The organism is Neptunomonas japonica DSM 18939 (assembly GCF_000422765.1).
GTDB classification, from domain to species: domain Bacteria; phylum Pseudomonadota; class Gammaproteobacteria; order Pseudomonadales; family Balneatricaceae; genus Neptunomonas; species Neptunomonas japonica.
The window spans coordinates 223,966-250,318 of record NZ_AUGR01000006.1 but is presented as its reverse complement, the minus strand read 5'-3'; the positions used below and the strand labels follow the sequence as shown (position 1 = coordinate 250,318).

The following is a 26,353-nucleotide window of genomic DNA, read 5'->3' as shown; positions in this document are numbered from 1 at the left end:
TGATTAGTGATATACCATATAGCGACAAACCAAATACGCAACTCTGTGCGTGTTTTATCAAAAATAGTACCTGCTGTTACTGTGGTTTGGTGTTTACAAGAACGACACACCCAGCGTTTACGGCTTTAAAAACTAGCGTTACTCACGGCATTGCATTTAGGACAGATGATACCATCAGGCCACTTTAGTTTTTCAAGATAGGCACGACAAGCTTCTTCAGAATGGAACCAATCAAGAAATTGGCTTAAAGTTGTCGGGTAATCGGTGCCTGCAACAGGCATGTTGTTGTGATGATCCATATTGGAATTTTGGCAGACATGGAGCTAAGGGGATACCCCATATATAAATACAGCTATGGATTATTATGCTAACAACTCTACTAGGTCGGTTCTCTCAACAACAGAACCATGACATTCCTCTTTTTCAAGACCCAGTTGCTGCTGGCTTCCCATCGCCAGCACAAGATTACATTGAGAAAACCCTGGATCTAAACGAGCTATGCATCAAACATCCTGCAGCAACCTTCTTTGTACGCGCTCAAGGAAACTCTATGATCGATGCCGGTATCTTTTCAGGAGATATTCTTATCGTAGACCGCTCTTTAACAGCCCGCTCTAGCGATATTGTCATTGCATGCCTTCATGATGAGTTCACCGTTAAACAGTTAATTATCAGCTCAAATTCTGTACAGCTTAGACCTATGAACAAAGCCTACTCAACGATCACTCTCAATGAAGGTAATGAGCTCGAACTGTTCGGTGTTGTCACCACAGTCATCCACTCATTAAGAGGCTAAGTAATGACATCTTGCTTTGCGTTGGTCGACTGTAATAACTTTTATGCCAGCTGCGAGCGCCTCTTCAGGCCTGACCTACGGGGCCGACCCATTGTGGTTTTATCAAATAACGACGGTTGTATTGTGGCCCGCAGCGCAGAAGCCAAAGCATTAGGCATTCGCATGGCTGTTCCATTATTTGAAGTGCAGGAACAATTACTTCATGAAAACGTGCAGGTATTTTCCTCTAACTATGCACTTTATGGCGACATTTCGGCGCGTGTCATGAATATTTTGGAGCAGATGGTAGCTGATATAGAAGTCTACTCAATCGATGAGGCCTTTTTAGATCTAAACAGCATCGATAATGCATCGTCTGCAGAAGCATTTGGCATTAAAATAAAACAGCGTGTTGAAAACTGGGTTGGCATCTCGGTGTCCGTAGGTATAGCACCCACTAAAACGTTAGCAAAGCTCGCCAACAATGCCGCTAAACGTTATCGAAAAACTGCAGGTGTAGTAGACCTTACCTCAGCAAAAAGACAAGAAAAGCTCCTAAACATAACGCCGGTTAAAGAAGTATGGGGGATTGGTTCGCGCCTTGCCAAACAACTAAACAACGTTGGCATAGACACTGCCTTACAATTAGCACGCAGCCAACCCGGCTGGATTCGACAACAGTTCTCTATCAGTGTTGAACGAACCGTTCGTGAATTGAACGGCTTATCATGTATAGATATGGAATCATCGCCACCCGCCAAAAAACAGATTTTATGCAGCCGAACCTTTGGTGTGCGTGTTGCTGATTACAAAGATATGCATGCGGCACTGTGCAAGCATTGTGAACGGGCAACGGAAAAACTACGGGAGCAAGGTAAACAAGCACGTGTGGTTTCAATATTTATCAAAACCAGCCCTTTCAGCCCAAATCAAAGTTATTATCGCGATAGCGCCAGCTGTATTCTAGACACACCTACCCATGACACTCGTGATATAACCCAAGCAGCTATTCAGTTATTAAAAACGATATACAAAGAAGGCCTTCTCTACATGAAGACGGGCGTGATGCTCGCTGATTTCTATGAGCCTGGCACATTTCAGGCAACACTCTGGGACAAACCTTCACCTTTTAGAAATTCGACCGCACTCATGCAAGCTATCGATAAAATCAATAAGAGTGGCAAGGGACACATTTGCTTTGCAGGACAACAGCGCTCACACGGCTGGAAGATGAAGCAAGAGAAGCTATCCCCTGCTTACACTACACAATGGAGTGATATTCCTAGCATTCGCTAGCATGCAACCAACACTTACTAACGCCTCCATTCAGTGATTAATCGGTAACTGTATATGCACAGTTGAGCCAACATTAAGATCTGATGTTACTGCCATATCGCCTTGGTGCTGCTCAGTGACGATGTAATAAGAGAAGGATAACCGCTCACCTGCATCAAAGTCAGCTTCTGGAGCCTTGTTACTAAAGAAAGGTTCAAATAAATACATCTGCTCCTCATTAGTTAAACCAACGCCATTATGCTGAACCTTAATCCAGAGACTGTCATAACATTCAGCCAGAATAATCTTAATGGTTGGCTTAAACTCTTCGGAGCGATGCGTCTCTTCCATTTTCATTTCTAGTGCATGACATGCATGACGAAACAGACCTAAAAAGACTTGCTGAAGCTCAGTAATGTAACAAGGTGTTAACGGCAAATTCTTTTCGTAATTGCGCTCCAAAGCTACCTTACTAAACGGCAAATTAGCTGAAACCGAGATAACGTCGTTTGCCAAGCCAATTGCATTTTCCATTACGTCTACAATATTTGCTAACTGCTTCTTATCATGACGACTGCGTGCAAATGACAACAAGTTACTGATAATAGTCGATACCTGCTCCCCTTTATCTGACATATCATGAAGAATAGTATTCAACTGCCTTGCCTGCTTATCATCAGCTGCCGCTTCAACGTTTGCTTTATCGGCAAGCGTATGCTGGAAGCTTTTTAGATCCATTAAAATGGCCTGCAACGGAACATTAATGTCATGTGCCATCGTTGAAGCTAACTCCCCCATAAATGACATCTTATCGTTGTGGATCAGCATGTTTTCAGCAGAGGTCTGCTTACTCACATCATCAACCAAAATAACAACACCCTGTTCAGCCTGGCCCTGCAGGGGATAAATTGTAATATCGTAATGCGCTACACTTCTCAGGCTTTGCTTAAAGTGGATGGGGGTATTCTTTTCGATCACCTGCTGAATCTGCTCGGGCGATATAGATACCGTAGGATAAGCTTCCCATAAAGTTTTCCCCAGGGCTTGAGTTACAGGGATTCCCGAAACTTTCTCTACCTGTTTATTCCATTGCGTCACTCGACCTTCGTTATCCAGCCCCACCAACATCAATGGCATAGACGTTAAAATATCCTTGATATAGGATTCAGAAGAACGCAGCCGGTCGCTCGTAACCACATGTTGCGACACCTCATCTTCTAATAACTGATTACTGTGCTTTAAAAGTTTATTAGACTCATCAAGCGTTGCAGTACGATCTTTTACTCGCAGTTCAAGATCTTTTCGTATTTCAGTTAACTCAATATTCGTTTTAAAAGCACGGCGGCGGGCAAAATATAAGCCTATCGCTACAATAGAAAGCAAGATGATCAGTGTACCGCTGCTCCAGTTAGCCAAAATTTGCCAATTAGTTTTACCATTAGCATCTTTAAAGATACTGGTGATCCCTGCATGCACCCATGAAGACTGCATTACCAACAACATTAAAACTAAAATATTTTTCATATAAATCCAAGTATAATCAAATAACTACAAAACACTGTTAACAATTTAAATCTTATAAAAACACTACTTTATCCGACCAAGATTACCCGCATCATTGCGGATAAACAACTCAGTAAAAATAAGGGCATCACGAACTCTTGTACTCGATATTTAAGCATATCAAAAACGCTAACCGACACCTGCAAATAGTTAGAATCTCACACGAATCTTGATTTTCTCAGGATAATCGTTCAAAAAGTCGCTATTAATGACTCTCTTACTTGTCCCTAACGACACATATCCATAGAATAATGCGATTTTCAAGTGAACTCTGTAAAGGTCAATACTGCCATGCGCGCAAGCAAATTTCTTATCGCAACGCTCAAAGAGACTCCTTCTGACGCTGAAGTCATCAGCCATCAGCTGATGCTACGCGCAGGTATGGTTAGAAGAGAAGCATCAGGACTCTATTCTTGGCTACCTATGGGCTTACGTACGCTTCGTAAAGTTGAGCGTATTGTGAGAGAAGAGATGGATAACGCAGGCGCAATGGAAATACTTATGCCTGCTGTTCAACCTGCAGAGCTTTGGGAAGAGTCGGGACGTTGGGAACAATATGGTCCAGAACTATTGCGCTTAAACGACCGTCACGGCCGCTCTTTTTGTGTAGGCCCTACACATGAAGAAGTTATCACTGATATCGTGCGTAACGAAATTAGAAGTTATAAACAATTACCTGCTAATTTTTATCAGATTCAAACCAAATTTCGCGATGAGATTCGCCCTCGCTTTGGTGTAATGCGTTCTCGCGAGTTCATCATGAAAGACGCCTATTCTTTCCATTCTTCACGTGAGTCTTTGGAAGCGACCTATGACGTGATGTATCAAGCCTATACCAACATCTTTACACGCTTGGGCCTTGATTTTCGTCCAGTGATTGCAGATAACGGCTCTATTGGCGGCAATGGCTCGCATGAATTCCATGTACTAGCTTCCTCTGGTGAAGATGATATTGCCTTCTCTGATAGCAGCGATTACGCCGCTAACGTTGAAATGGCCGAAGCGCTGACACTCGGTGAAAGAGCAGCTCCAACAGATGAAATGGCACTCTTTGACACACCTAATGCAAAAACTATCAATGAGCTGGTCGAGCAATTTAACCTACCTATTGAAAAAACCGTCAAAACACTCGTCGTTGTCGCATCAGAAGAATGTGAAGCCGATTTTGTAGCTTTATTGGTACGTGGTGACCATGACTTAAACGAAATTAAAGCAGAGAAGCAACCCGATGTAGCGGCACCACTATGTTTTGCTACTGAAGAAGAAATTCTCAAAGTAATGGGTGCAGGTCCGGGGTCACTAGGCCCACTCAATCTGACTATCCCATGCATTATTGATAGCAGCGTTGCCAACATGGCTGACTTTGCTGCTGGCGCCAATATTGAAGATAAACACTACGCCAATATCAACTGGGAACGTGACCTACCTACACCCACTATTGCAGACCTGCGCAATGTTCAAGAAGGCGACCCTAGCCCTTGCGGTCAAGGAACACTGCAAATTAAACGCGGTATTGAAGTAGGGCATATTTTCCAACTAGGCACGAAGTACTCTGAAGCAATGAGTGCCACAGTATTAAATGAAAATGGTAAAGCGACCGTATTGGAAATGGGTTGTTACGGTGTAGGGGTAACACGCGTAGTTGCTGCTGCAATCGAGCAAAACCATGATGAAAATGGGATTATTTGGCCAGCAAGCCTTGCTCCATTCCAGATTGCTTTAGTTCCATTGAACTATGATAAGTCTGAAAAAGTTCGCAATGTTGCCGATGAAATCTACACAGCACTTCAATCAGCAGGCATCGAAGTATTACTAGACGACCGTAAAGAACGCCCTGGTGTGAAATTTGCCGATATGGAACTAATGGGGCTACCTCACCGCCTGGTCATCTCTGAGCGCGGTATTGAAGCCGGTGCTTACGAATACAAAGGCCGTCGCGATAGTGAAAAACAAGATGTCTCAGCTGAAGGCATTGTTGAATTCCTAACGCAAAAAGTCACGGGCTAATACCAACAGCAATATCAAAAAAGGCTGCCTCTTAATGTGAGCAGCCTTTTTTATGCTTTTGATTTACTTAAACCGTTAACATTCCCTTTCATCACGCCGCACAACAAAACCGTTCAAGTTCTCATCATATGGTAGTGACTCAGATATAACTTGCGCAACATTGGCAAGTGCAGGCCCTATTTGTAACCATGCCTCAACTTGACGAACCGCATTGCTTTCACCACACAACATAACTTGAACCCGCCCATCAGAAAGGTTTCTAACCCATCCTGCTAAGCCATGCGACAACGCCTCATCCATTGTAGATTGACGAAACCAGACACCTTGAACCTTGCCAGTAACAAAAGCATTAATACATATTTTTGCCACGACTCACTTCCTCTTATATTTTTAACTATAAATCTACCGCTTAACAACTGACAAAGCCTCGTTTGTCACATTACCTACATCGGTTTTAGTATTTGAAAATAGTCGCTCTAGTGTAATATTAAGGTCACGCTCCTGCATTTTTTTAACATCATTCAGACAGCCATCTAAATTATTTTCCCAAGCTGCATCATGACCAGTAGCCGACAAAGGATCCGGTATCGGCCAAGGTAAAAGACGGCATAACTCATTCAACGTTATCGTATTCAACCCACGCGATAGCAAATATTCACCTTGATCTGTACGTCGAACCAGATTCTGAGACATTAGCATCTGAACATATTCATCCCAGCTGGATTGATCTAACCCATTCACTTGCTGCAATAACTGATCATCACTCAATGCCTGCCCAACTTTTTGCCCTTCCCACAAGCGATGCAATACACCAACAACAGTATGTAAATGCGACTTCTCACGTACTCGCCCTCTAGACTGATAAACCGTCAACGCACGAGTCAGCTCGCACCCCATCAAAATAATAAACCAGGAGATAAAAATCCAAACTAGAAACAGAGGGATCGCTGCAAATGCTCCGTATATCAATTCATATGATGGAAATTGTGTCGCATAAAAAGCAAAACCACGTTTAGCGCTTTCAAATAAAATTGCCACCACAACAGCCCCGATAAAAGCATTTTTAAGAGGGACTTTACAGTTAGGTACTGCAGCATAAAGTAAGGTAAATGCGGCTGCAGACATAACAATCGGCAGCATAGTAAGCAATCTAGATTTTCCAACAAGATTTGTGGCGTCGGATATTAAAGGTAGCGATGCAATATATGACGATACCAATATCCCCAAACCTATAAGAATCGGACCGAGGCTCAAAATAGCCCAATACAACAAAAAACTAGACATACCTTTACGTTGATCTGAAACTCGCCAAATACGATTAAATGCCACCTCAATATTGCGCATCATCATGATAGATGTCACAACAAGAAACCCGACACCCACCGCTGTTAACTTTTGCGCTTGATTCGTAAAATCTTTAAGGTAATTTTGGATCTCCTCACCCGTTGTTGGCACAAAATTAGAAAAAACCCATCCCTGCACTTGCTCCCCAACCCCCTGAAAAGAAGGTATGGCAGCTAACATAGCAAAAGACACCGTCATTAAAGGTACAACTGCAAATAACGTTGTGTATGTCAGCGCAGAGGCATTAATAACACCACCGTTGCCAAGAAATTGGCGTAATAAATAACGTAAAAAACGTACTGCTGGAAAATCCAGTAACCCACTCATTTAACGATTCCTTACAATAAAACTTTTATGATGAGCCTTTGTTGCGCCTTCTTAGACGTATACAATAACGGCTTTATCACTTTAATGGCTGTTTTATAACAGTTTGCACGGGAAATCAGAATGAGCCAAGTGACAATCTACCATAATCCTCGCTGTTCAAAATCACGTCAGACACTAGAGCTGATTAAAGAGCAAGGGATCGATCCAGATATCCGCGAATACCTGAAAGAAGCCCCTTCTGCTGCAGAATTGAACCAAGTCTTAATTTCACTTGGTATAAGCGCGCGTGAATTGTTACGTAAAAACGAGCAAGAATATAAAGATAACGATCTTAGCAACCCAGAACTTAGTGATGCACAAATCATTGAAGTTATGGTCGCTAATCCAAAATTGATTGAGCGCCCTATCGTATTCAAAAACGGCCAAGCACGCATCGGACGCCCACCCGAGTCAGTGCTGGAGATTTTATAAGTGGCATCATCTTATATCCTAGTGCTCTATTACAGCACCCATGGTGCAACACGACAGATGGCTCAACACATTGCGCGTGGTGTTGAAAGAGCGGGCATGGAAGCCCGCTTACGTACCGTACCAGGCATTTCAGCTGTGAGTGAGGCCACTGCACCGGCGATTCCTGAAGAAGGCGCCCTATATTGCACAGAAGAAGATTTAAGCCAATGTGCAGGATTAGCATTAGGTAGCCCAACTCGCTTTGGCAATATGGCAAGCGCATTAAAGTACTTTGTAGACTCTACCAGCGGTATCTGGATGTCAGGTGCGCTAATAGGCAAGCCAGCTTCTGTCTTTAGCTCAACCTCTAGCCTACACGGGGGGCAAGAAACCACACTTGTGAGCATGATGTTTCCGTTACTACATCACGGCATGGTTATTAGTGGCATCCCATATAGCCAGACAGAACTACTAACAACACAGTCCGGTGGAACACCCTACGGTGCAACACATTTGGCTGGGCGTGATAATAAACGGGCACTAGACCAAGACGAAACATCTCTTTGCCAAGCGCAAGGTAAGCACCTCGCAACATTGGCAAAAAAACTTTCTGTCAATACAGACTCATAAGCACAGGACCTTTGATGGAAACCCTACGTAAAAAAGCACGCATCACACGCGTAATCACCATCGCCAGCTATGTGGGATTAATGCTGTTGTTCACCCTATGGTACATGGTGATTCACCCTTTAGAAACAGGGAAGCCTTGGGTTATATGGGCTGTTCATGTACTGCCATTAGCCGGCTTTATCCCTGCTATCATATCGGGAAATCCACGCAGTCATGCATGGCTTTGCTTTGTACTGTTGATCTATTTTATTGAAGCAGTTTTAGCAACAACAATGAGCCTAGAAACACGTAGTTTTGGCATTGCCTATACACTACTGGTTAGCACATTGTTTACTGCAGCCATGATGTATATTCGCTGGCAGAGCCGATATGCTCGTTTATCTCGCGATTCAGAGCCAGCACCTAAATAGTATGTTTGATCCCTCAAAAATCAGGCGCGACTTCCCGATATTATCAAGCAGGATCAATGGGCAACCATTGATCTACCTTGACAATGCAGCAACAACCCAAAAGCCGCGCGCTGTTATCGATAGCCTTTCGCGCTTTTATAAATCTGCTAATAGCAATGTTCACAGAGGCTCACATACCCTCTCAAACAGAGCAACCAGCGAATTTGAAGCAGCGAGAGAGCAAGTAGCAAGCATAATTAACGCGCCCCATGTAGAAGAGGTTATTTGGACACGTGGAGCGACTGAGGCCGTTAATTTAATTGCTCAATCCTACGCTGATTCAATATTACTTCCTGACGATACTATTTTATTATCAGTGATGGAGCATCACGCCAATATTGTGCCTTGGCAACAAGCAGCCCATAAAAGGCATGCGCATATTGCGGTGATACCTTTAACACCAACAGGCGAACTAGATCTAGCAGCGTACCAACAACTACTGATTAAGCATCGCCCTAAAATTGTTACGCTCACCCATGTATCTAATGCACTAGGCGTAATAAATCCGGTAGAAAAAATCACAGAGATGGCCAAATCAGTGGGCGCAACTGTCGTTATAGATGGAGCCCAAGCTATTGCTCATGAGCTAGTTGATGTTCAAAATATTGGATGCGATTTCTACTTCTTTTCAGGGCATAAATGCTATGGTCCAACAGGCATTGGAGCACTCTGGGGGCGCAAAGCATTACTTGAACAGATGCCGCCTTGGCAATGTGGTGGTGAAATGATTGAAAACGTCAGCTTTTCTGGCACTACTTTCAACCGCATCCCCTTTAAGTTTGAAGCAGGCACTCCTCCCATTGCTGACGCTATAGCACTGGCTGAGGCGCTAAGATACCTAGCTAATCTAGATCGTAAAGCGGTCGCTGCACATGAGAAAAACCTCAGAGATATTGCTATCCAGTACTGCCAAAACATTGATGGCATAACACTACTGGCAGCAGAGCCTGATAATGTCGGCATCTTGTCACTGATGGTTGAAGGCGTTCATAATCAGGACTTAGCAGCCTTACTAGACCAGTCTGGAATCGCTGTTCGAAGCGGGCACCACTGCACTATGCCCCTTATGGAGTATTTACACTGCAACGGCACTGTCCGCGCTTCGTTTGCCTTATATAATACCCAAGCAGAAGTAACTCGTTTTGCCGAAGTACTGCAAGACTGTATTACACAACTTAGAGGTAACACTCCAACAGATATTGATACACCCCCAGAAAATAGCTCTCTGTCTTATTGCAAAACAGAAAACCACCCACTGCTCGTTGAAAAGCTAAGCTCTGCTACTAGCTGGCAAGCTCGTTTTGATTTACTTCTTAGCACAGGAAAAAAGCTATCCGTACTCCCTACCCATTACAAAATTGATGAGCACCGCATCGCAGGTTGTGAGTCCAAAGTATGGCTTGTTGCACAACAACAACCAGACCTGACTTGGGAATTTGCTATCGACTCTGATGCAAAGCTAATGCGTGGCATTATTTATCTGATTTTGTCTGCGGTTCAACACCAGACAAGCGAATCCATTCAATCCCTACAAACCAAAAAACTACTTCAGTCATGCAAATTAACTAGTTACCTAAGCCCTTCACGAACCAATGGCGTGCAAGCAATCATTAATCAGATAAAGCATCTTGCCAAATAAATACTTTAACCCCATTTTTATACTAATCGTTCTAGTTCTTGATCTTTGCACAGCAATAACAGAAGATTCTGTGTAGCGTCCCTAGCACTAATAGCGATAAAAGAAGTTAAAAAAGAACAACTAAGCCGGCTCTACTCTTTGCCAAATGCGGCACACTCATTCACTTTCAACAAAGCGATAGCACCATGAATCTTAACGATGTAAGCCTTTTTATTCGCATTGTTGAAACAGGAAGCTTTACCTCTGCTGCAGAAAGCTTGGGCATTCAAAAATCGACTATCAGTCGCCGTATCGCTCAACTTGAAGATGAGCTAGGCGTACGCTTATTACAAAGAACAACGCGTAAATTAAAGCTCACGGACGATGGAGAAGAGTTATTTGGTCGCTGCCAACCTCTTATTAATGAACTAGATACCGCGAAAGACCACCTATCTGCCACTCAAAGCAACCCTCGTGGACGCTTACGCATCACTATGCCGTCAGAGCTGGGGGTTTTTATGATGAACGAGGTCGTTGGCACTTTCATGAAACGCTACCCTCAAATAATGCTTGAGGTAGAGCTGAGCACCCGGGTGATTGACCTGATTGAAGAAGGCATAGATTTAGCCATTCGTGTTGGCGAACTTGCAGACTCTAGCCTTATCGCTCGCCGTGTCGCTAGCGTTTCACGAGGCTTATACGCCTCGCCTGCCTACCTCGCCAAACATGGCACACCAAAAACACCTGATGACCTTCAAAATCATGAATGCTATGGAATATTAAAAGCCATCGAACACTGGGAATTTGACAACTGGAATGAAGTAGTCGAAGTGACAGGGCATTTAAAAGCAAATAGCATCAGTTTTATTCGCGAACTGCTATTGCAAGATATGGGCATTGCAAGGATGCCTCGTGTGTTCTGCTGTAACAGCGTACAGCAAGGGGATCTTGTTGAAATTCTAAGCGAGTACTCGCCCCCTCCCATCGAAGTTAACGCCCTTTACCCTAGCCGCAGACACTTGAACCCTAAAGTCAGACTATTCATCGATCACATGATGGAGATGATTGGCGACCACCCTTGGGCTAGCGAGCAAATGGTAACACCCATATCTAACCATAATCATGACTAGAAAAAGAAAAAACAGCTAACCTCTAAGTGTAGACCACTTTGAAACATATGTATGATTAATCGCCATAATTAATTATAATACCACTAAATATTAAATGGACTTTAGGTGAACACATTGAAAAATAAAATATTGGGCACTCTAAGCCTTTTATCTATTTTAGCGCTACAGCCTGCTAATGCAGCCTTTATTACTGATGTTTCAAGTTTAACAGGTGCAGTTAACCTGATAGATTTCAGTGAATTTACTGGAAGTAACCAGCACCACAGCGTAAATGGACCGATCAATATTGGCACGTCGATCGGTGAAGATATTAAAGTTTCAACCACACAAGATCCTGAAGATCTGTGGTTAACAAATACAACGTGGGATCTTAGTAATAACCAAGAGTGGAACTCGGGCAGAAACGGATTCTTAGGCATATCTCAACCTGATAACGTCAATGTTTTTCCTGTAAGAATCGACTTTAATTCAGGCAACATCTCTAGTTTTGGTTTTTTCATGAACTATTTCTCTAGAAGAGATGCGGACAATGGTGCTGTTAGCCTAAGTGCATACGATTCTGGTTCGACATTATTGGAAGAATTTGTAATTAACAGATCTGACAGCACCAGTATTAACACGCCTAGCAGCAATAATGACGGGGCATTCAGAGGAATCAAGCGAGACAATGCAGATATTGCTTATATTGAGCTACTCGGGTTTCACTCTGTCTTTGACGATCTGCAGTTCACCCGCTCTGGAACTAGTTCTGTTCCAGAACCAGGCAGTATCTTATTGTTAATGCTCGGGCTTGCCGGTATTGGCGCATCAACGCGAAACAACAAACAAATGCATTAAACGTTAGCATAGCGCTTTTTACGGTATAGCTTCTAAGAAGCTATACCCCTTCCATCACTCCAAATATACTGACATACCAAGAAGCATACATTATGACTACTGACATGGCGTACATTCTTGTTTGTACTTTTTATCGCTTCTGAAAGAAGCCAATGTAACAACGCCAGATCCAGAGTAAACCCCATTAATCGCGCCAACCTGTAGGTTAAAGGCTATACTTCATACCCTTCCCGTTCACGACTTTGCATTAGCGATACGGCCAGCAGGATTTTATGGATACCAATACACTATCAGCTTTTATTGCGGTTGCAGAAAGCCACTCTTTTTCACTGGCTGCGCAACAACTATTCATCACACAATCAGCTGTTAGCAAGCGCATAGCCACACTGGAAGAGCAACTCAATCAAAAGCTATTTGATAGGATTGGTCGAAAAGTAACGTTAACAGAAGCCGGCCGTGAACTCCTCCCCAAAGCAAAAACTATCGTTAATGCAATTAAAGATGCGGGGCGCGCCATGGGGAATTTATCCGGTATTGTAAAAGGTCCTTTATCACTCGCAGCAAGCCACCATATTAGCTTACACAGGCTACCTCCCATCTTACGTCGGTTTACAAAAGAGTACCCGGAGGTTCAGTTAAGCTTGCGCTTTGATGAGTCTGAAATTGCCTATAATGGCGTGCTGCATGGAGATCTTGAACTAGCACTAATCACACTTGCACCTAAGCCCGATCCAGCGATCCACTCTCAGTCGATATGGGTGGATCAACTTAAGTATGTTGTCGCACAAGATCACCCTCTTGCTCGTCAAAAAACGGTGAGTTTAAAGGAGCTAACTCACTACCCAGCCATACTTCCTGGTGCATCAACATTTACACAGCAGATTGTGGCGGAGCAGTTTCAAAAAAAATCTCTTAACCTAAATGTAGCAATATCTACCAATTACCTTGATACGATCCGTATGATGGTAAGCATTGGATTAGGCTGGAGCCTTTTACCAGAAACCATGATTGATAAATCGCTAACAGTACTAGAAACAGGTTCAGAGCCTATTAAGCGTCACCTAGGCTATATACATCATCGAGATAGAACGCTCTCGAATGCAGCCAGCAAGCTAGTTGATATGCTATCTTAATCTTTATGGCTATTCATAATCCAAGTTAGCTCTATTACACTCCCTATATTAAGTATGATTTGAGGTAGACGCGTGCCTAGTGAGACAAATGACCCCATGCAGGCGCTACTTGAACAGCAGCAAGCTCTTTTCAAACAATGGATTGATGAGCAAACAACAAGTGCTGCTTGTGAAAACATTCCTCCACATGAATCACAAGATTTAGCACGCGTCTCAGCAATCCTTGCAACACAAACGACCGAGTTTCTACGCTTTGGTCAAACAATACTTGAACATACGGGTAAAAGTTCTTCGAACAGCAGCACTTTGAAAGTTACTATCGAAGGCCCGCTCAAACAGTTTCGTGATTTTGTGCAGCAACAAACAGGAGAAGCCTTGCTCAAGCAGTGGAAACTACCTGAAAACGTTGCTGCCCTATTCAGGAAACATAGCTTTAGTGATGATATTTTATTTGAAAATCCATACATTAGCGGACTGAAAAGCTTACTCAACACTCCTTCTGTCGGAACAACACATGAGTTGCAGAAGAATACAAGTGACGGGATTAAGCTTCTACTCGAGTACCAAGACTCACTAGCGGAGTATATTGAGCAATATAGCCAAATAAACCTGCACACAAGCCATGCACTGATGCAGGAGTTAATACAAGGCTCAAAGAGCGTAGAAACACTTGGAGAGCTGCACAACCTTTGGGTAAATTGTTACGAAGCGGCTTACTCTGAATGCCTTTACACCCAACAATACCAGCAAAGTCATGGAAGAGTATCCAATGCACTTATGCATTTACGTAAATATGCTCAAGATATGCGTGACATTCAATTTGAGGCAGTCGGACTAGCAACCCGTAAAGGCTTGGATACAGCTTTACAGCGCCAACATGCTTTACGCAAAGATATGCGAAAAATGAACAAAACTCTCGCTGATATAAAAGAAGTACAAAACCAAATATTAATCTCTGAGTTAAAAAGCACTGTGCAACAACTTTCCTCAGATATTAACGACCTTAAACAAGAACTATCTGAGCTAAAATCCCCAACATTAATATCAACCTTGGCCGGTACTGATGAAAAATCTTAAACTTGATCCAAGCAAGATCCAAGATGAACTCATCGACTTAGAGCAAAAATTACAAAGTAGCTATGAGACACTAAAAGGGATATCACAAATTGATGTTGCTCAATCTCAAGCAGTAGAAATATTCGCTCAAGATAAACTGAAGCTTTTATACTTTTCAGGCAATAAGGCCGTAGAAACACGTTGCAAAACGCCACTATTAATCACATACGCACTCGTTAATCGCTGGTATATGATTGACCTGGAACCTAAAAAATCATTATTGAAAACACTCAACAATCTTGGGCTAGATGTTTACGTCATTGACTGGGGATATCCTGATCCTGCTGATCGATTTAACGATCTTGATGATTATATTAACGAGTATATTAACAATTGCGTTGATCAAGTATGCCTACATGCACATGTTAAAAAAACAAACTTACTAGGCATCTGCCAAGGCGGTACACTAAGCCTGTGCTACACCGCAATTCATGGCGAAAAAATCAATAATCTCATCACCATGGTTACTCCTGTCGACTTTCAGACAGAAACAAATCTACTTAGCTTGTTGGCACGCTCTATTGATGTAGATCTCGCCGTATCCACTTACGGCAATATCCCTGGCGAAATGCTCAATGATTCTTATAACTCTTTAATGCCTATGCGCTTAGGCATTCAAAAAAATCTAGGCATGCCTAACCATCTTCATAATACAGAAAGTGCGCTCAGTTTTTTGCGCATGGAAAAGTGGATCTACGATAGTCCAGACCAAGCAGGAGAAGCATTCAGAGAGTTTATTAAGTGGTTTTTTCAGGAGAATCGTCTGATTAAAAATCAACTTAGCATCGGTGAACATCCCGTAAGATTAGCTAACATTACCCAGCCTGTACTCAATATATTCGGCTCTTATGACCACTTAGTACCACCAGACGCATCTATTGCCTTAAGACAATATATTGGAAGTAAAGACTATCAGGAAGAAGAAATAAAAGCGGGACATATAGGGGTGTTCGTTAGCGGGAAATCACAAGCCATAGTGCCCAAGAAAATTAACGACTGGCTTTTAGAAAGAGATTAAGGAAAGTAAGAACAAGACTTACCTTCCCTAAATTTTTGTATGTTTTTACTTATCAGAAGGCTTTTCTGAGTCTTTCACATTACTTTCTGACTCAGCAGGTGCTCCGTCAGCTGGCCCCTCACCTGGTTTGAACATATTCCACACAGCCATATTACGATCAGCAATGCTGTTCATCATAGTAAGAGGATTAGCCACCCCCATCATAGTTTGCATCTGTTCTTTGATACGGTCTTGATGCTCAAGAAATGATGCGATACTTTGTTCCAAATACTGGCTCATCATTCCTTGCATGCTATCGCCATAAAAACGAATAAGCTGCTGTAACACCTGATTTGTCAGTAGCGTTCCATGCCCGTCTCCTTCTTGCTCACTAATGATTTGAAGAAGAATATTTCGAGTCAGATCATTACCTGTTTTCGAATCGAGTACTTGAAATGCTTCGCTGCTTAAAACCAGTTCTTTGACATCTTCAAGTGTGACATAGCAACTACGTGAAGTATCATAAAGGCGTCGATTGGTATATTTTCGAAGAATTCGCAACGTGTTCTCTCTCTCTTTTCTACAGCATCTCTAACGATGAGTAGTGATTAGCTTTTATTATTGTCGGATTTCCCATAACCCTGCATCATATTAAATATCAGCTTCTGCAGTGATTCCATCGAGCCAACACTATTAGTAATGTAAGGTTTGAGCAGTGTTAATGGATCGTAACCTTCTGCTCCGGCATCCATTTGCTCCCTGACTTTTGCGATCATTTCATCCTGAAGTGACCCAACATCTGGAAGCCCCATAACTTGACGCAACTCATTCGGCGTCATCTCAACATCTACTTTAAAATTCATGTCATAACCCTTTGTTATGCAGCAGAATAAAAGACTCTTCTTAACTATATAGCGATACTTACTGCAGTGCAAAATATTAGCATCAATTTTGCTGCACTTTTCCCGGATGAACCCATACATATGCCAACACGATAGCCACAAGAGAAACGGCAGCGGCCACACTAAAAGTCACCGCTGAACCATAACTATCCCAGAGCAAGCCTGCGACTACAGCTCCTGCTGTCCCACCTAGACCAAAACCAATACTAGAAAATAATGCCTGACCACGACCTTGCATGGTGCCGGGAAAGTAGTAATGCACTAGCGAAATACCAACAGCATGCAAGCTGCCAAATGTTGCAGCATGGAGCAGCTGAGCAATAATAACCATGAAAATATTTTCTGGCCAAAAAGCTAATAAAACCCACCTCACCACACATAATACTAAGCTAACAAGCATAATAAAACGCAAACCCACGCGAATAATAAGGGTATGCATAACAACAAAAACGAGTATCTCTGCAACGACACCTAAAGACCACAGCATGCCAATTTCTGTGCGTGTATACTCCAGCTTTTGCATCATCAAACTAAAGAACGTGTAGTAAGGTCCGTGAGAAAATTGAATGAGCAATGTGATAATAAAGAAAGCAATGATGTGCGGTTTAAAAACCACATCTCGAAAGCTTGAGCTTTCTAACAGGCTACCATCTTCAGGCTTACTAACCTCTGGTATCAGTAGCGAGTTCAACCATATAAAAACCATTAAAATGAGTAGTATTAAAGGAATCCAGCTTACCGAGACCTTATCTAAGATATAGCCCACAAGTAAAACAGTACTAATGAAGCCTATTGAGCCCCATAAACGCACCCGACTATACTTGGACTGCGCAGCACCAAGGTGGTTGAGTGTCACCACTTCAAACTGGGGCAATACCGCGTTCCAGAAAAAGCTATATCCCAGCATAACAAGCGCAATTCCAATAGCAGTGTCTTGCCAAAACATTGCAATGAAAATCACCCAAGTTAATAAAGCGCCAGCACGTATTACACGTAACCGCTGTCCGGTTCTGTCCGCGATCCACCCCCATAAAGCAGGCGCCAAAATACGTGAAAAATGCAGTGTAGCCATCAACAAACCAATTGTCTTAGCATCAAAATCTAGTGATTCTAGATATAAAGACCAATAAGGGATCATAGCGCCTAAAAGCGCAAAGTAGAAAAAATAGAAACCTGATAGACGTATATACGGCAAGGTAATAACCGGTTAGCTAATCAAGGTTGAGTACACAGACTCTCAACAGAGGAATGGAAAAATATTATGATGATAAAAAATTGGCCGACAACAACTAAATTGCCGGCCAAGCTATTACTTACAACTCAGTCACGCCGCCCATATAAGGAAGGAGTGCATCAGGCACGATAATACGACCATCGGCTGTTTGGTAGTTCTCTAGAACAGCGACCAAGGTACGACCAATTGCCAAGCCTGAGCCATTCAGGGTGTGTAATAGTTCTGGCTTACCTGTTTCAGGGTTTCTCCAGCGAGCTTTCAAGCGACGTGCTTGAAAATCCGTCATATTAGACACTGACGAAATCTCGCGGAACTTGTCCTGGCCCGGCAGCCAAACTTCTAAGTCATAAGTTTTAGCAGCACCAAAACCTAAATCACCACCACACAACGCAACCACGCGATACGGCAAATTAAGTTTTTGTAAAATAGCCTCTGCATGCTGCGTCATTGCCTCCAGAGTTTCCCAAGAGGTAGATGGTTCAACAATCTGCACCATTTCGACTTTTTCAAACTGGTGCTGACGGATCATACCGCGAGTATCTTTACCAGACGCTCCTGCTTCTGAACGAAAACATGGTGTATGTGCCGTATATTTAACGGGCAACTGAGCGACATCGACAATTTCATCACGGACAATATTAGTCACAGGAACTTCAGCTGTCGGTATCAAGTAAAACTGGCGGTCACCAAAAGGAACTTTGAATAAGTCTTCACCAAACTTAGGCAGCTGCCCTGTTCCTTTAAGGCTATCCTCATTCACCATATAGGGTACATAAGCTTCAGTGTAACCGTGCTCTTCAGTTTGTACATCTAACATAAACTGAATCAATGCTCGGTGCATACGTGCCATTTTACCCGTCATCAACGCAAAGCGAGATCCCGTTATTTTGGCTGCTGTTTCAAAATCTAAACCGCCATTACGCTCGCCTAACGCGACATGATCTAACGGATCAAAATCTAGTTCGCGCGGTGTACCCCAACGACGAACCTCAACATTGTCATCTTCACTGTCGCCAGCAGGAACAGATGCATCTGGCAAGTTAGGAACGCCTAGCAAAATATCATCTAGGTCAGCGGCAATATCACCTAGTTTGCGCTTGGCTTCATCTAACTGATCACCTAAAGTTTGAACCTCAGCTAACAACGGCTGAATATCTTCACCAGACGCTTTTGCTTTACCTATCTGCTTAGAGCGAGTATTACGCTCATTCTGTAGGTTTTCGCTCAGAATTTGCGCTTCACGACGCAACGCTTCCAGTTCGTTAAAACGAGCAACAGGAAAAGCATATTTTTTCTTTGCAAGCTGTGCAGCGACAGCTTCAGGATTGTCTCGAACAATTTTTGAATCTAACATGAGTTTTTAAACTACCTTATCTAAAACAGGCGGGTGATCCATATACCAGCTGACAGAGCAGCAATGCACATCAAAACACTTAATAATACATAAATTAATGCGGACATTATATGTCCTTCCTGCACCAGCGCCACTGTCTCTAGAGAGAAAGATGAAAAAGTTGTAAAGGCACCCAGAAAACCAACCATCAACAATGGTCTTAATTCCGGAGACAATCGCGTTTTCTCCATAATAAGAACAAATAAAACACCCATAACAAGCGAACCCAAGACATTACAGGCCAGCGTTCCTACAGGTAGCTTATCGGCCTTATCATTGAGAGCACCAGCCAACCAGAAACGGCTGGCCGCCCCTAAAGCGCCTCCGACAGCGACTGCCAGGATAGTTTGCATACCTTATCCTTTATTCTGATACCGTTTGATTGGGCTTTGCTCATCTAGCATCCCAAGCTGTTGAAGTTTAGCACTTATTTTCTGCTCAAGACCACGCTCACTCGGCTGATAATAACGTCGAGATGCGATCTCTTCTGGATGGAATTTCTCCCCCGCAGCATAAGCATTGGGCTCGTTATGCGCATAGCGGTATTCTTCGCCGTAACCGAGGTCTTTCATTAGTGACGTAGGTGCATTACGTAAATGCACCGGAACGGCATAATCAGGATCACTACGTATTTGTGCCCGGCACTCATTAAATGCCATATACACAGCATTGCTTTTGGGCGCACTGGCACAATAAATAGCAGCTTGAGCAATAGCGCGCTCACCTTCTGCAGGACCTACTCTCTCAAAGGCATCCCACGCTGATAATGCCACCTGCATAGCACGTGGATCAGCATTGCCTATATCTTCGGAGGCTATCGCAACTAAACGACGTGCGATATAAAGAGGGTCGCAACCACCTTCTAGCATACGACAATACCAATACAAGGCACCATCAGGAGAAGAGCCGCGTACCGACTTATGAAATGCAGAAATCATATCGTAAAAAATATCGCCTTGTTTGTCATAACGGCGCCCACTACTTTGTAGCACCTCTTTTAAAACCGACTGCGATATTTTCTCAACACCCTTGTCAGAAACAGCTAAATCCACGGCTATTTCTAGCAGATTTAAGGCACGACGAGCATCACCATCAGCGGCTCGAGCAAGTTGCTCTAACGCCCCTTCTTCAAACTCAAAAGCATGCCCTCCAAAGCCTTTGTCCTTATCGGCTAACGCATGTTGAATAACCTCTAAAGATTCGTCATCAGTCAGATTACGCAACAGATATACTCGTGCACGCGATAACAAGGCGTTATTCAATTCAAACGAAGGGTTTTCGGTGGTAGCGCCTATAAATAAAAAAGTGCCGTCTTCAATATAAGGCAAGAAAGCATCTTGCTGAGATTTGTTAAAGCGGTGCACCTCATCAACAAATAAAATCGCCTTGCATTGCCGAGAAGCCCTCATCTGCTTTGCTTCTTCTACTGCAGCTCTAATCTCTTTAACACCGGACAAAACAGCTGAAAGTGTCATAAAATGTGCATCGCAGGTATGTGCAATAATTTTTGCCAAGGTGGTTTTACCAACACCAGGCGGCCCCCAAAATATCATAGAGTGCAATGCGTTCTGCTCTATCGCTTGGCGAAGGGGTTTTCCTGCTGACAGTAGATGAGACTGACCGACGTAACCTTCCAAGCCGCTAGGCCGCATTCTTGCCGCCAGCGGTTGATAAGGAGGTGTTACATCATCAAACAGGTCGCTCATCAGGCCTCATCACTCACAATAACATCAGTACCTTTGGGAGGTGTAAACTTAAATAAAGCATCATCCATGGAGTCGTTAATGACAGAATCACGCAATAAGATAGTTGTTTGTTGGCCCAGTACATCTTGCAACATCAACTCGGACATAACTCCATCGATAAAATACAAGCGAATCCGCTGAAAGCTGCTTTGATCATCTTTTGGTAACAACTCAAATAGCTGCTCATTCTCTTGATTAATAGGTAAGAATATTTCAAATTTTTCGGCCAGCTCTACAACATTGCCATTCAAAATAAGTGCAGCACCATTGGTTTGTTTAGGATCAACCGGTTTACGCGTTGCTTGCTCAAGATCTGGGTCATAAATCCAAACATACTCACCATCACTCACAATAAGCTGCGGGAACGGGCTTTGCGTTTCCCAGCGAAACTGCCCTGGACGTGCCACTTTCATTGAGCCTTTAGAGACTTCGGCCGCATTACTCTGATCGCTACGGGTTACCTGCTCAAAGTTAGCGCTAAAACGATCGTAACCCTTTAGCACCTGCGTTAAAGCCTCTGTAGGTGTTGATGCCTCCGCCAAGGCTAGCATTGGCATAACCGCTAAAGAGAGAGTCGCACACAATTTATATAATCTATTCATTCTTTACCCTATTAAACTATTTGGCTTACAACGATTAACCTCTTACCGGAGGGGGGGCCAATACTTCTCGCTGGCCGTTGGATCCGGCCTCAGTAACAACCCCTGCAGCTTCCATTGCTTCTATCATTCTGGCCGCTCGGTTATAACCAATTTTCATTTTTCGCTGCACACTTGAGATAGATGCTTTGCGAGTTTCAGTAATAAAAGCGACCGCTTCGTCATAAAGAGGGTCTTGCTCATCATCAAATAAGCCTCCAGATGCCGCACCTCCTTCCGCCCCCGAATCACTTAATACCGCATCAATATACACAGGAGCACCTACCTGCTTCCATGCTTCAACTACACGGTGTACTTCTTCATCGCCAACAAAAGCACCATGTACTCGGTTAGGAACGCTGGTTCCGGCAGGTAGATACAACATATCACCGTTACCCAGTAAGTTTTCAGCACCGGACTGATCTAGAATCGTCCGTGAATCAATTTTCGAAGACACTTGGAATGCAATTCTTGTAGGCACGTTAGCCTTTATCAAGCCCGTAATAACATCAACGGAAGGTCTTTGCGTTGCCAAAATCAGATGAATACCTGCCGCCCGCGCTTTTTGAGCAATACGTGCAATTAGCTCTTCTACTTTTTTACCAACAATCATCATCATGTCAGCAAACTCATCAATGATGACGACAATATAAGGCAACGTTTCTAAGGCGGGTGCTGGCGTGCCAAACGGCTCGCCATGCTCTTCTGCATTCCAAAGCGGATCAAGTAATGGCTTGCCTTGCTGCTCTGCAGCTTTAACCTTGTCATTGAAACCAGCAAGGTTACGCACGCCCATTTTTGCCATTAAGCGATAACGGCGCTCCATCTCACCTACGCACCAGCGCAAGCCGCCAGCCGCTTCCTTCATATCAGTGATAACAGGTGTGAGCAGATGCGGAATGCCTTCATAAATTGAAAGTTCCAACATTTTGGGGTCAACCATCATCAAGCGTACTTCTTCTGGCGTTGCCTTAAACAACAGGCTCAGAATCATGGCATTAACACCCACAGACTTACCTGAACCTGTAGTACCCGCAACCAATAAATGCGGCATTTTTGCAAGGTTAGCCACCACTGGATTACCGGCTATGTCATTACCCAACGCCAACGTTAACCGAGAAGATGCCTCGTTGTATGGCTTTGAGTTAAGCACTTCGCTCAAGCGCACCATTTGGCGGCTCGCATTAGGAATCTCAATACCAACAACGGACTTGCCAGGAATAACTTCTACAACACGTACACTCGATATCGCTAAGGAGCGCGCCAAATCTTTGGCCAAATTAGTGATTTTGCTCACCTTAACACCCGGGGCAGGCTGTATCTCAAAACGTGTAATAACAGGACCCGGATTGACTTCCACCACCTCAGCAATAACGCCAAAATCTTTTAGCTTACTTTCAAGCAAGCGTGACATATCTTCCAACTCTTCTTCCGAATACCCGTGGTCCGCTTGCAGCTCAGGAGGGTCTAACAAATCGAGTGAGGGTATTTTTCGTAATGAGCGAACCGGGCGGCGCTCTTTGTTTTGAGCATTATTATCTTGGTCATCACTTTGAATAGGCTGGTGCGCTTCTGCCAATGGCACAATTTTAAGTTCTTTCTTAGGTTCTTTAGCAGCAGAGGGTGTTTGCATCACGGTATTCTGAGGCTGCGATTTTTCCACCTCAGAAGACATAGATAACTCATGACCACCTGACTCTGGCCTAGAGTCCCTGATAGGCAAAGAGCGTTTTACGACCTCTTGCCTAACATTGTCCGGGTTAACAATGTCCGTCACTAAAGGAGGCACGGCATTTCTCTTATCGTTTCCTGATAATACCTGCGGTGAAGTCCGCTCATGATGAGCAGACGCAGACTCTCCATTCACCGCATTAAATGATGGTCCCGACGATGTCGAAAAGTGCTCCTCAGCCCCACTATGTAAGCTTGGCTCAAAGCGCTCTCTTATACGTTCTTTTAGTGATTTTGTTGTGCTGTACTCTGCACTAGCTACATTGTTCTCACTTTCTGGAATGCGCTCTTCAGCGTTATTACTCTCACTGCCTGGGCTCAACAATGCTGAAAGTCCACGATATGCAGATAACACCCATGCGCCTAAACGGTTTTGGATACTATCCCACGAAAGCTCCATATAGAAGGTACACCCCATACCCGCCGCCGTTATCAAAAGCACAGTACTACCAAGCAAACTAAACCAAGAAACCATCCAGTCAGATAATGCTTGGCCGACAATGCCACCACTCGTAAAGGGAAAGCCTAACGATTGGTTTGAAAGATGAATCGACGCCAAAGCGCATAAAGAGGCCATCAATAAAAGAATGCCGAATGTGCGCAACATAGCAAAGGGCAGCCCGTCTAAAAGCGACACCTCTTTTCGCACCATAAAGCGCACAGTAGGAACAATGATAATAACGGGTAAAAGCCAAGCCGCTATTCCTAGAAAAGAAAACAGCAAGTCTGTCATCCAGGCCCCGAATATACCCGTCCAGTTACTCACGCCAGGGTGGTAACCAAGGTGAGACCAACCGGGATCTTTGGGGTGATAACCGAGCATACCTAAAAGCATATAGGTACAACTCATGATAATTAAAAACAACACGCAAACTTTTACTACACGCGCTAGCAGCTCAGAAAAAGCATAGGGGCTTGTTGGGAGCTTATTTTTCACTCATATTCCTTTTAATCTTAAATACTTACTACGAACATTTAAAAATAACACAATTCAACTAATGGTATCGAAGGCTCTTGATAGATAAAGACAACTACATACTGTTAACAACCCGCTAATTAATTAAACACTCACTATTATCCCACCAATAACACGCTATAGTTATAATTGAAGACTAAAATCCCCATCCAATGTCATATGAGGTTATAGACATGAGTTTAGCCAATCTGTTTCAAAACAACTCGCGTGTATTGACCTTTACGATCGCTAATAGCCATTTTGGCATAGATGCCTGCAATATCCTCTCTTTTTCAGATGAATATAAACAGATACAACTCGCCAGTACTGCCCAGCATCCTAGCTTTCTTGGTTATTTAGATTACCGAGATACGCTGATTAATGTTTATGATAGTGCGACCTTACTTAATAGAAAACGAAACTGGGATGATAAAAACCAACTAATTGCTGATATTGACACTTATAAGCAAGCACACACCGACTGGATTCAGGCACTTGAGCGAAGCATTACTTCGGATGAAAACTTCACTCTCTCAAGGGATCCGAAAATGTGTGCGTTTGGGCAGTGGTTCTATAGTTTTAAAACAGAAGATTCCGACCTTCTCGCTATACTAGAGAAGATTGATAAGCCTCATCAACTAATTCATCAACTGGCTGACGTTCTACTAGAAATGAAAAATAGTGGGGATGCTGAACGCGCCATACGGTTACTGTCGATCGAAAAAGGTACGACGCTTAGAAAACTGTTGCGCTCATTAGATCAAATCACAGACATTCTTAAGCGAGACATGCACCCCGTCATCATCCACCTTACACTTGACGGCAAAACCCCCTCTTTCTCTTTAGCACTAGATGAGGTCGATGACATTATTGACTACGAAATAGATAACCTTGATACACAAACAGCACAAGCGCTCAGTCACGAGCCGTTAAAAGGCTATCTAAGACATAAGTCAGGACAACGCTACATGATGCTGTGTATCGAAAAGTTATCAGCACAGATTAGAAAAATATCTTCTCTTGAGGATTGTATTTCTTAAGCACTCCCCCCATCATATTTTTTATAAAACACAGACACATATAGTTTAAGGCATGCATTCATGAGCGAAACACAACATCACAAACTTCTCATCCTTGGTTCTGGCCCTGCTGGATACACCGCTGCGATTTATGCAGCACGCGCCAACCTTAACCCTGTTGTTATCACAGGAATGGAAGCTGGCGGCCAGCTAACTACAACAACAGACGTAGACAACTGGCCAGGAGATGTTCAAGGTGTTCAAGGCCCTGAACTCATGCAGCGCATGCAGCAACACGCAGAGCGCTTCGACACCACCGTATTATTCGATCACATACATACTGTTGATGTAGAAAACCGTCCATTCACTTTAACAGGTGATATGGGTGTTTATACCTGCGACTCCCTCATCATTTGTACAGGTGCATCAGCGCAGTATCTAGGTCTTGAGTCTGAAGAAGCATTTAAGGGTAAAGGTGTCAGTGCTTGCGCTACATGCGATGGATTCTTCTATCGCGGCCAAAAAGTGGCTGTCATCGGCGGCGGTAATACTGCAGTAGAAGAAGCACTTTACTTATCGAACATTGCTGATGAAGTAACACTTGTTCATCGTCGCGACTCTCTTCGTTCTGAAAAGATTCTTCAGGACAAGCTGTTTGATCGTGCTAAAAATGGCAATATCAATATCATCTGGAACCACCAACTCGACGAAGTACTGGGTGATGATTCTGGCGTGACAGGCTTACGCTTGAGCAGTACGGATGGCAGCTCCACTCAAGAACTCGACTTAGCGGGCGTATTTATCGCTATCGGACACAAGCCTAATACCAGTATTTTTGAAGGCCAGCTTGAGATGAATAACGGCTACCTTAAAATCCAATCTGGATTAGAAGGTAAAGCGACTCAGACCAGCGTAGAAGGCGTTTTTGCTGCAGGAGATGTATGTGACCACATTTACCGCCAAGCGATCACGTCTGCAGGCTTTGGTTGCATGGCAGCGCTAGATGCTGAACGCTATTTGGATGACCTGGCCAAATAGGTGCTTAGATAGCCAAACATAACTACAACAGACCGAAGGTTAATTTG

The 26,353-nt window shown here is 43.5% G+C and carries 25 protein-coding genes and 1 pseudogene; 14 read left to right on the top strand and 12 right to left on the bottom strand.

From position 1 onward, the window contains the following. A pseudogene (locus G511_RS24175) lies at window positions 1–299 on the bottom strand (transposase); the annotation flags it as partial. Between the two features lie 65 nt (window positions 300–364). Here G511_RS24175 and umuD point away from each other — a divergent pair. Both umuD and umuC read left to right on the top strand, forming a co-directional pair. Next, complete coding sequence (gene umuD, locus G511_RS0106705; RefSeq protein WP_028468964.1) at window positions 365–796, top strand: translesion error-prone DNA polymerase V autoproteolytic subunit; 432 nt, start codon at window positions 365–367, stop codon at window positions 794–796. A gap of 3 nt (window positions 797–799) precedes the next feature. Then, a complete protein-coding gene (gene umuC, locus G511_RS0106700) occupies window positions 800–2,071 on the top strand; it encodes a translesion error-prone DNA polymerase V subunit UmuC (RefSeq protein ID WP_028468963.1) in 1,272 nt (423 codons plus the stop codon). Between the two features lie 30 nt (window positions 2,072–2,101). On the opposite strand, the gene G511_RS0106695 is transcribed toward umuC, so the two are convergent. Then, window positions 2,102–3,574: a two-component system sensor histidine kinase NtrB gene (locus G511_RS0106695; RefSeq protein WP_028468962.1), complete on the bottom strand. Its 1,473-nt coding sequence runs from the start codon at window positions 3,572–3,574 to the stop codon at window positions 2,102–2,104. A gap of 330 nt (window positions 3,575–3,904) precedes the next feature. Between G511_RS0106695 and G511_RS0106690 the strand changes: the two genes are divergently transcribed. Beyond that, window positions 3,905–5,620: a proline--tRNA ligase gene (locus G511_RS0106690; protein WP_028468961.1), complete on the top strand. Its 1,716-nt coding sequence runs from the start codon at window positions 3,905–3,907 to the stop codon at window positions 5,618–5,620. A 75-nt stretch (window positions 5,621–5,695) separates the two neighbouring features. Here the strand turns inward: G511_RS0106690 and G511_RS0106685 are convergent, their stop codons facing one another. Both G511_RS0106685 and G511_RS22005 read right to left on the bottom strand, forming a co-directional pair. Further along, complete coding sequence (locus G511_RS0106685) at window positions 5,696–5,989, bottom strand: acylphosphatase (protein ID WP_028468960.1); 294 nt, start codon at window positions 5,987–5,989, stop codon at window positions 5,696–5,698. 33 nt (window positions 5,990–6,022) lie between these two features. Next, window positions 6,023–7,291 carry a virulence factor BrkB family protein gene (locus G511_RS22005; RefSeq protein WP_051221637.1) on the bottom strand — a complete coding sequence of 423 codons (1,269 nt, stop codon included), beginning with the start codon at window positions 7,289–7,291 and terminating at the stop codon, window positions 6,023–6,025. A 120-nt stretch (window positions 7,292–7,411) separates the two neighbouring features. On the opposite strand from G511_RS22005, the gene arsC reads away from it, so the two are divergent. The 9 genes from arsC (at window position 7,412) to phaC (ending at window position 15,672) form a co-directional block, all read left to right on the top strand. After that, window positions 7,412–7,762: an arsenate reductase (glutaredoxin) gene (gene arsC / locus G511_RS0106675; RefSeq protein WP_028468959.1), complete on the top strand. Its 351-nt coding sequence runs from the start codon at window positions 7,412–7,414 to the stop codon at window positions 7,760–7,762. Further along, window positions 7,763–8,371: an NAD(P)H:quinone oxidoreductase gene (gene wrbA, locus G511_RS0106670; RefSeq protein WP_028468958.1), complete on the top strand. Its 609-nt coding sequence runs from the start codon at window positions 7,763–7,765 to the stop codon at window positions 8,369–8,371. A 14-nt stretch (window positions 8,372–8,385) separates the two neighbouring features. After that, window positions 8,386–8,781, top strand: a complete 396-nt coding sequence (locus G511_RS0106665; protein ID WP_036551473.1) for a DUF2069 domain-containing protein — start codon at window positions 8,386–8,388, stop codon at window positions 8,779–8,781. After that, entirely contained in the window at window positions 8,741–10,459 is a 1,719-nt protein-coding gene (locus G511_RS0106660) for a SufS family cysteine desulfurase (RefSeq protein WP_245573829.1), read from the top strand. Before G511_RS0106665 ends, G511_RS0106660 begins: the two co-directional genes overlap by 41 nt. A 185-nt stretch (window positions 10,460–10,644) precedes the next feature. Then, a complete protein-coding gene (locus G511_RS0106655; protein ID WP_028468955.1) occupies window positions 10,645–11,568 on the top strand; it encodes a LysR family transcriptional regulator in 924 nt (307 codons plus the stop codon). A gap of 114 nt (window positions 11,569–11,682) precedes the next feature. After that, a complete protein-coding gene (locus G511_RS0106650) occupies window positions 11,683–12,405 on the top strand; it encodes a PEP-CTERM sorting domain-containing protein (RefSeq protein WP_028468954.1) in 723 nt (240 codons plus the stop codon). Between the two features lie 272 nt (window positions 12,406–12,677). Further along, window positions 12,678–13,538 carry a LysR family transcriptional regulator gene (locus G511_RS0106645; RefSeq protein WP_028468953.1) on the top strand — a complete coding sequence of 287 codons (861 nt, stop codon included), beginning with the start codon at window positions 12,678–12,680 and terminating at the stop codon, window positions 13,536–13,538. A gap of 72 nt (window positions 13,539–13,610) precedes the next feature. Beyond that, window positions 13,611–14,615 carry a poly(R)-hydroxyalkanoic acid synthase subunit PhaE gene (locus G511_RS0106640; protein WP_028468952.1) on the top strand — a complete coding sequence of 335 codons (1,005 nt, stop codon included), beginning with the start codon at window positions 13,611–13,613 and terminating at the stop codon, window positions 14,613–14,615. After that, complete coding sequence (gene phaC, locus G511_RS0106635; protein WP_028468951.1) at window positions 14,602–15,672, top strand: class III poly(R)-hydroxyalkanoic acid synthase subunit PhaC; 1,071 nt, start codon at window positions 14,602–14,604, stop codon at window positions 15,670–15,672. The genes G511_RS0106640 and phaC overlap by 14 nt, the downstream gene beginning before the upstream one ends. Before the next feature lie 45 nt (window positions 15,673–15,717). Here the strand turns inward: phaC and phaR are convergent, their stop codons facing one another. The 8 genes from phaR to G511_RS0106595 form a co-directional block, all read right to left on the bottom strand. Then, window positions 15,718–16,212, bottom strand: a complete 495-nt coding sequence (phaR, locus tag G511_RS0106630; RefSeq protein ID WP_028468950.1) for a polyhydroxyalkanoate synthesis repressor PhaR — start codon at window positions 16,210–16,212, stop codon at window positions 15,718–15,720. Between the two features lie 47 nt (window positions 16,213–16,259). Continuing rightward, window positions 16,260–16,514 carry a DUF6489 family protein gene (locus G511_RS0106625; RefSeq protein ID WP_028468949.1) on the bottom strand — a complete coding sequence of 85 codons (255 nt, stop codon included), beginning with the start codon at window positions 16,512–16,514 and terminating at the stop codon, window positions 16,260–16,262. Window positions 16,515–16,596: 82 nt separating this feature from the next. Next, window positions 16,597–17,748 (bottom strand): MFS transporter, encoded by a 1,152-nt coding sequence (locus G511_RS0106620; RefSeq protein WP_028468948.1) that lies wholly within the window; start codon window positions 17,746–17,748, stop codon window positions 16,597–16,599. Between the two features lie 118 nt (window positions 17,749–17,866). After that, complete coding sequence (serS, locus tag G511_RS0106615) at window positions 17,867–19,141, bottom strand: serine--tRNA ligase (protein WP_028468947.1); 1,275 nt, start codon at window positions 19,139–19,141, stop codon at window positions 17,867–17,869. A 20-nt stretch (window positions 19,142–19,161) separates the two neighbouring features. After that, complete coding sequence (gene crcB, locus G511_RS0106610; protein WP_028468946.1) at window positions 19,162–19,533, bottom strand: fluoride efflux transporter CrcB; 372 nt, start codon at window positions 19,531–19,533, stop codon at window positions 19,162–19,164. A 3-nt stretch (window positions 19,534–19,536) separates the two neighbouring features. Further along, window positions 19,537–20,886 carry a replication-associated recombination protein A gene (locus tag G511_RS0106605; protein WP_028468945.1) on the bottom strand — a complete coding sequence of 450 codons (1,350 nt, stop codon included), beginning with the start codon at window positions 20,884–20,886 and terminating at the stop codon, window positions 19,537–19,539. Further along, complete coding sequence (gene lolA / locus G511_RS0106600) at window positions 20,886–21,527, bottom strand: outer membrane lipoprotein periplasmic chaperone LolA (protein WP_036551470.1); 642 nt, start codon at window positions 21,525–21,527, stop codon at window positions 20,886–20,888. The genes G511_RS0106605 and lolA overlap by 1 nt, the downstream gene beginning before the upstream one ends. Before the next feature lie 34 nt (window positions 21,528–21,561). Continuing rightward, on the bottom strand, window positions 21,562–24,231 hold the full coding sequence (locus G511_RS0106595; protein WP_028468943.1) for a DNA translocase FtsK: 2,670 nt from the start codon (window positions 24,229–24,231) through the stop codon (window positions 21,562–21,564). Window positions 24,232–24,443: 212 nt separating this feature from the next. On the opposite strand from G511_RS0106595, the gene G511_RS0106590 reads away from it, so the two are divergent. After that, window positions 24,444–25,289: a CZB domain-containing protein gene (locus tag G511_RS0106590; RefSeq protein WP_028468942.1), complete on the top strand. Its 846-nt coding sequence runs from the start codon at window positions 24,444–24,446 to the stop codon at window positions 25,287–25,289. A gap of 60 nt (window positions 25,290–25,349) precedes the next feature. Beyond that, window positions 25,350–26,306, top strand: a complete 957-nt coding sequence (trxB, locus tag G511_RS0106585; RefSeq protein WP_028468941.1) for a thioredoxin-disulfide reductase — start codon at window positions 25,350–25,352, stop codon at window positions 26,304–26,306. Window positions 26,307–26,353 lie beyond the last annotated feature (47 nt).

What these genes read in the sequence shown, in the direction of transcription:
- G511_RS0106665 (WP_036551473.1), top strand. Translation starts at nt 8,386, where the DNA reads ATGGAAACCCTACGTAAAAAAGCACGCATCACACGCGTAATCACCATC.
- trxB (WP_028468941.1), top strand. Translation starts at nt 25,350, where the DNA reads ATGAGCGAAACACAACATCACAAACTTCTCATCCTTGGTTCTGGCCCT.
- serS (WP_028468947.1), bottom strand. Translation starts at nt 19,141, where the DNA reads ATGTTAGATTCAAAAATTGTTCGAGACAATCCTGAAGCTGTCGCTGCA.
- G511_RS0106660 (WP_245573829.1), top strand. Translation starts at nt 8,741, where the DNA reads ATGCTCGTTTATCTCGCGATTCAGAGCCAGCACCTAAATAGTATGTTT.
- G511_RS0106695 (WP_028468962.1), bottom strand. Translation starts at nt 3,574, where the DNA reads ATGAAAAATATTTTAGTTTTAATGTTGTTGGTAATGCAGTCTTCATGG.
- G511_RS0106690 (WP_028468961.1), top strand. Translation starts at nt 3,905, where the DNA reads ATGCGCGCAAGCAAATTTCTTATCGCAACGCTCAAAGAGACTCCTTCT.
- arsC (WP_028468959.1), top strand. Translation starts at nt 7,412, where the DNA reads ATGAGCCAAGTGACAATCTACCATAATCCTCGCTGTTCAAAATCACGT.
- G511_RS0106625 (WP_028468949.1), bottom strand. Translation starts at nt 16,514, where the DNA reads ATGAATTTTAAAGTAGATGTTGAGATGACGCCGAATGAGTTGCGTCAA.
- umuD (WP_028468964.1), top strand. Translation starts at nt 365, where the DNA reads ATGCTAACAACTCTACTAGGTCGGTTCTCTCAACAACAGAACCATGAC.
- G511_RS0106645 (WP_028468953.1), top strand. Translation starts at nt 12,678, where the DNA reads ATGGATACCAATACACTATCAGCTTTTATTGCGGTTGCAGAAAGCCAC.
- G511_RS22005 (WP_051221637.1), bottom strand. Translation starts at nt 7,291, where the DNA reads ATGAGTGGGTTACTGGATTTTCCAGCAGTACGTTTTTTACGTTATTTA.
- crcB (WP_028468946.1), bottom strand. Translation starts at nt 19,533, where the DNA reads ATGCAAACTATCCTGGCAGTCGCTGTCGGAGGCGCTTTAGGGGCGGCC.
- lolA (WP_036551470.1), bottom strand. Translation starts at nt 21,527, where the DNA reads ATGAATAGATTATATAAATTGTGTGCGACTCTCTCTTTAGCGGTTATG.
- G511_RS0106605 (WP_028468945.1), bottom strand. Translation starts at nt 20,886, where the DNA reads ATGAGCGACCTGTTTGATGATGTAACACCTCCTTATCAACCGCTGGCG.
- umuC (WP_028468963.1), top strand. Translation starts at nt 800, where the DNA reads ATGACATCTTGCTTTGCGTTGGTCGACTGTAATAACTTTTATGCCAGC.
- phaC (WP_028468951.1), top strand. Translation starts at nt 14,602, where the DNA reads ATGAAAAATCTTAAACTTGATCCAAGCAAGATCCAAGATGAACTCATC.
- G511_RS0106590 (WP_028468942.1), top strand. Translation starts at nt 24,444, where the DNA reads ATGAGTTTAGCCAATCTGTTTCAAAACAACTCGCGTGTATTGACCTTT.
- G511_RS0106655 (WP_028468955.1), top strand. Translation starts at nt 10,645, where the DNA reads ATGAATCTTAACGATGTAAGCCTTTTTATTCGCATTGTTGAAACAGGA.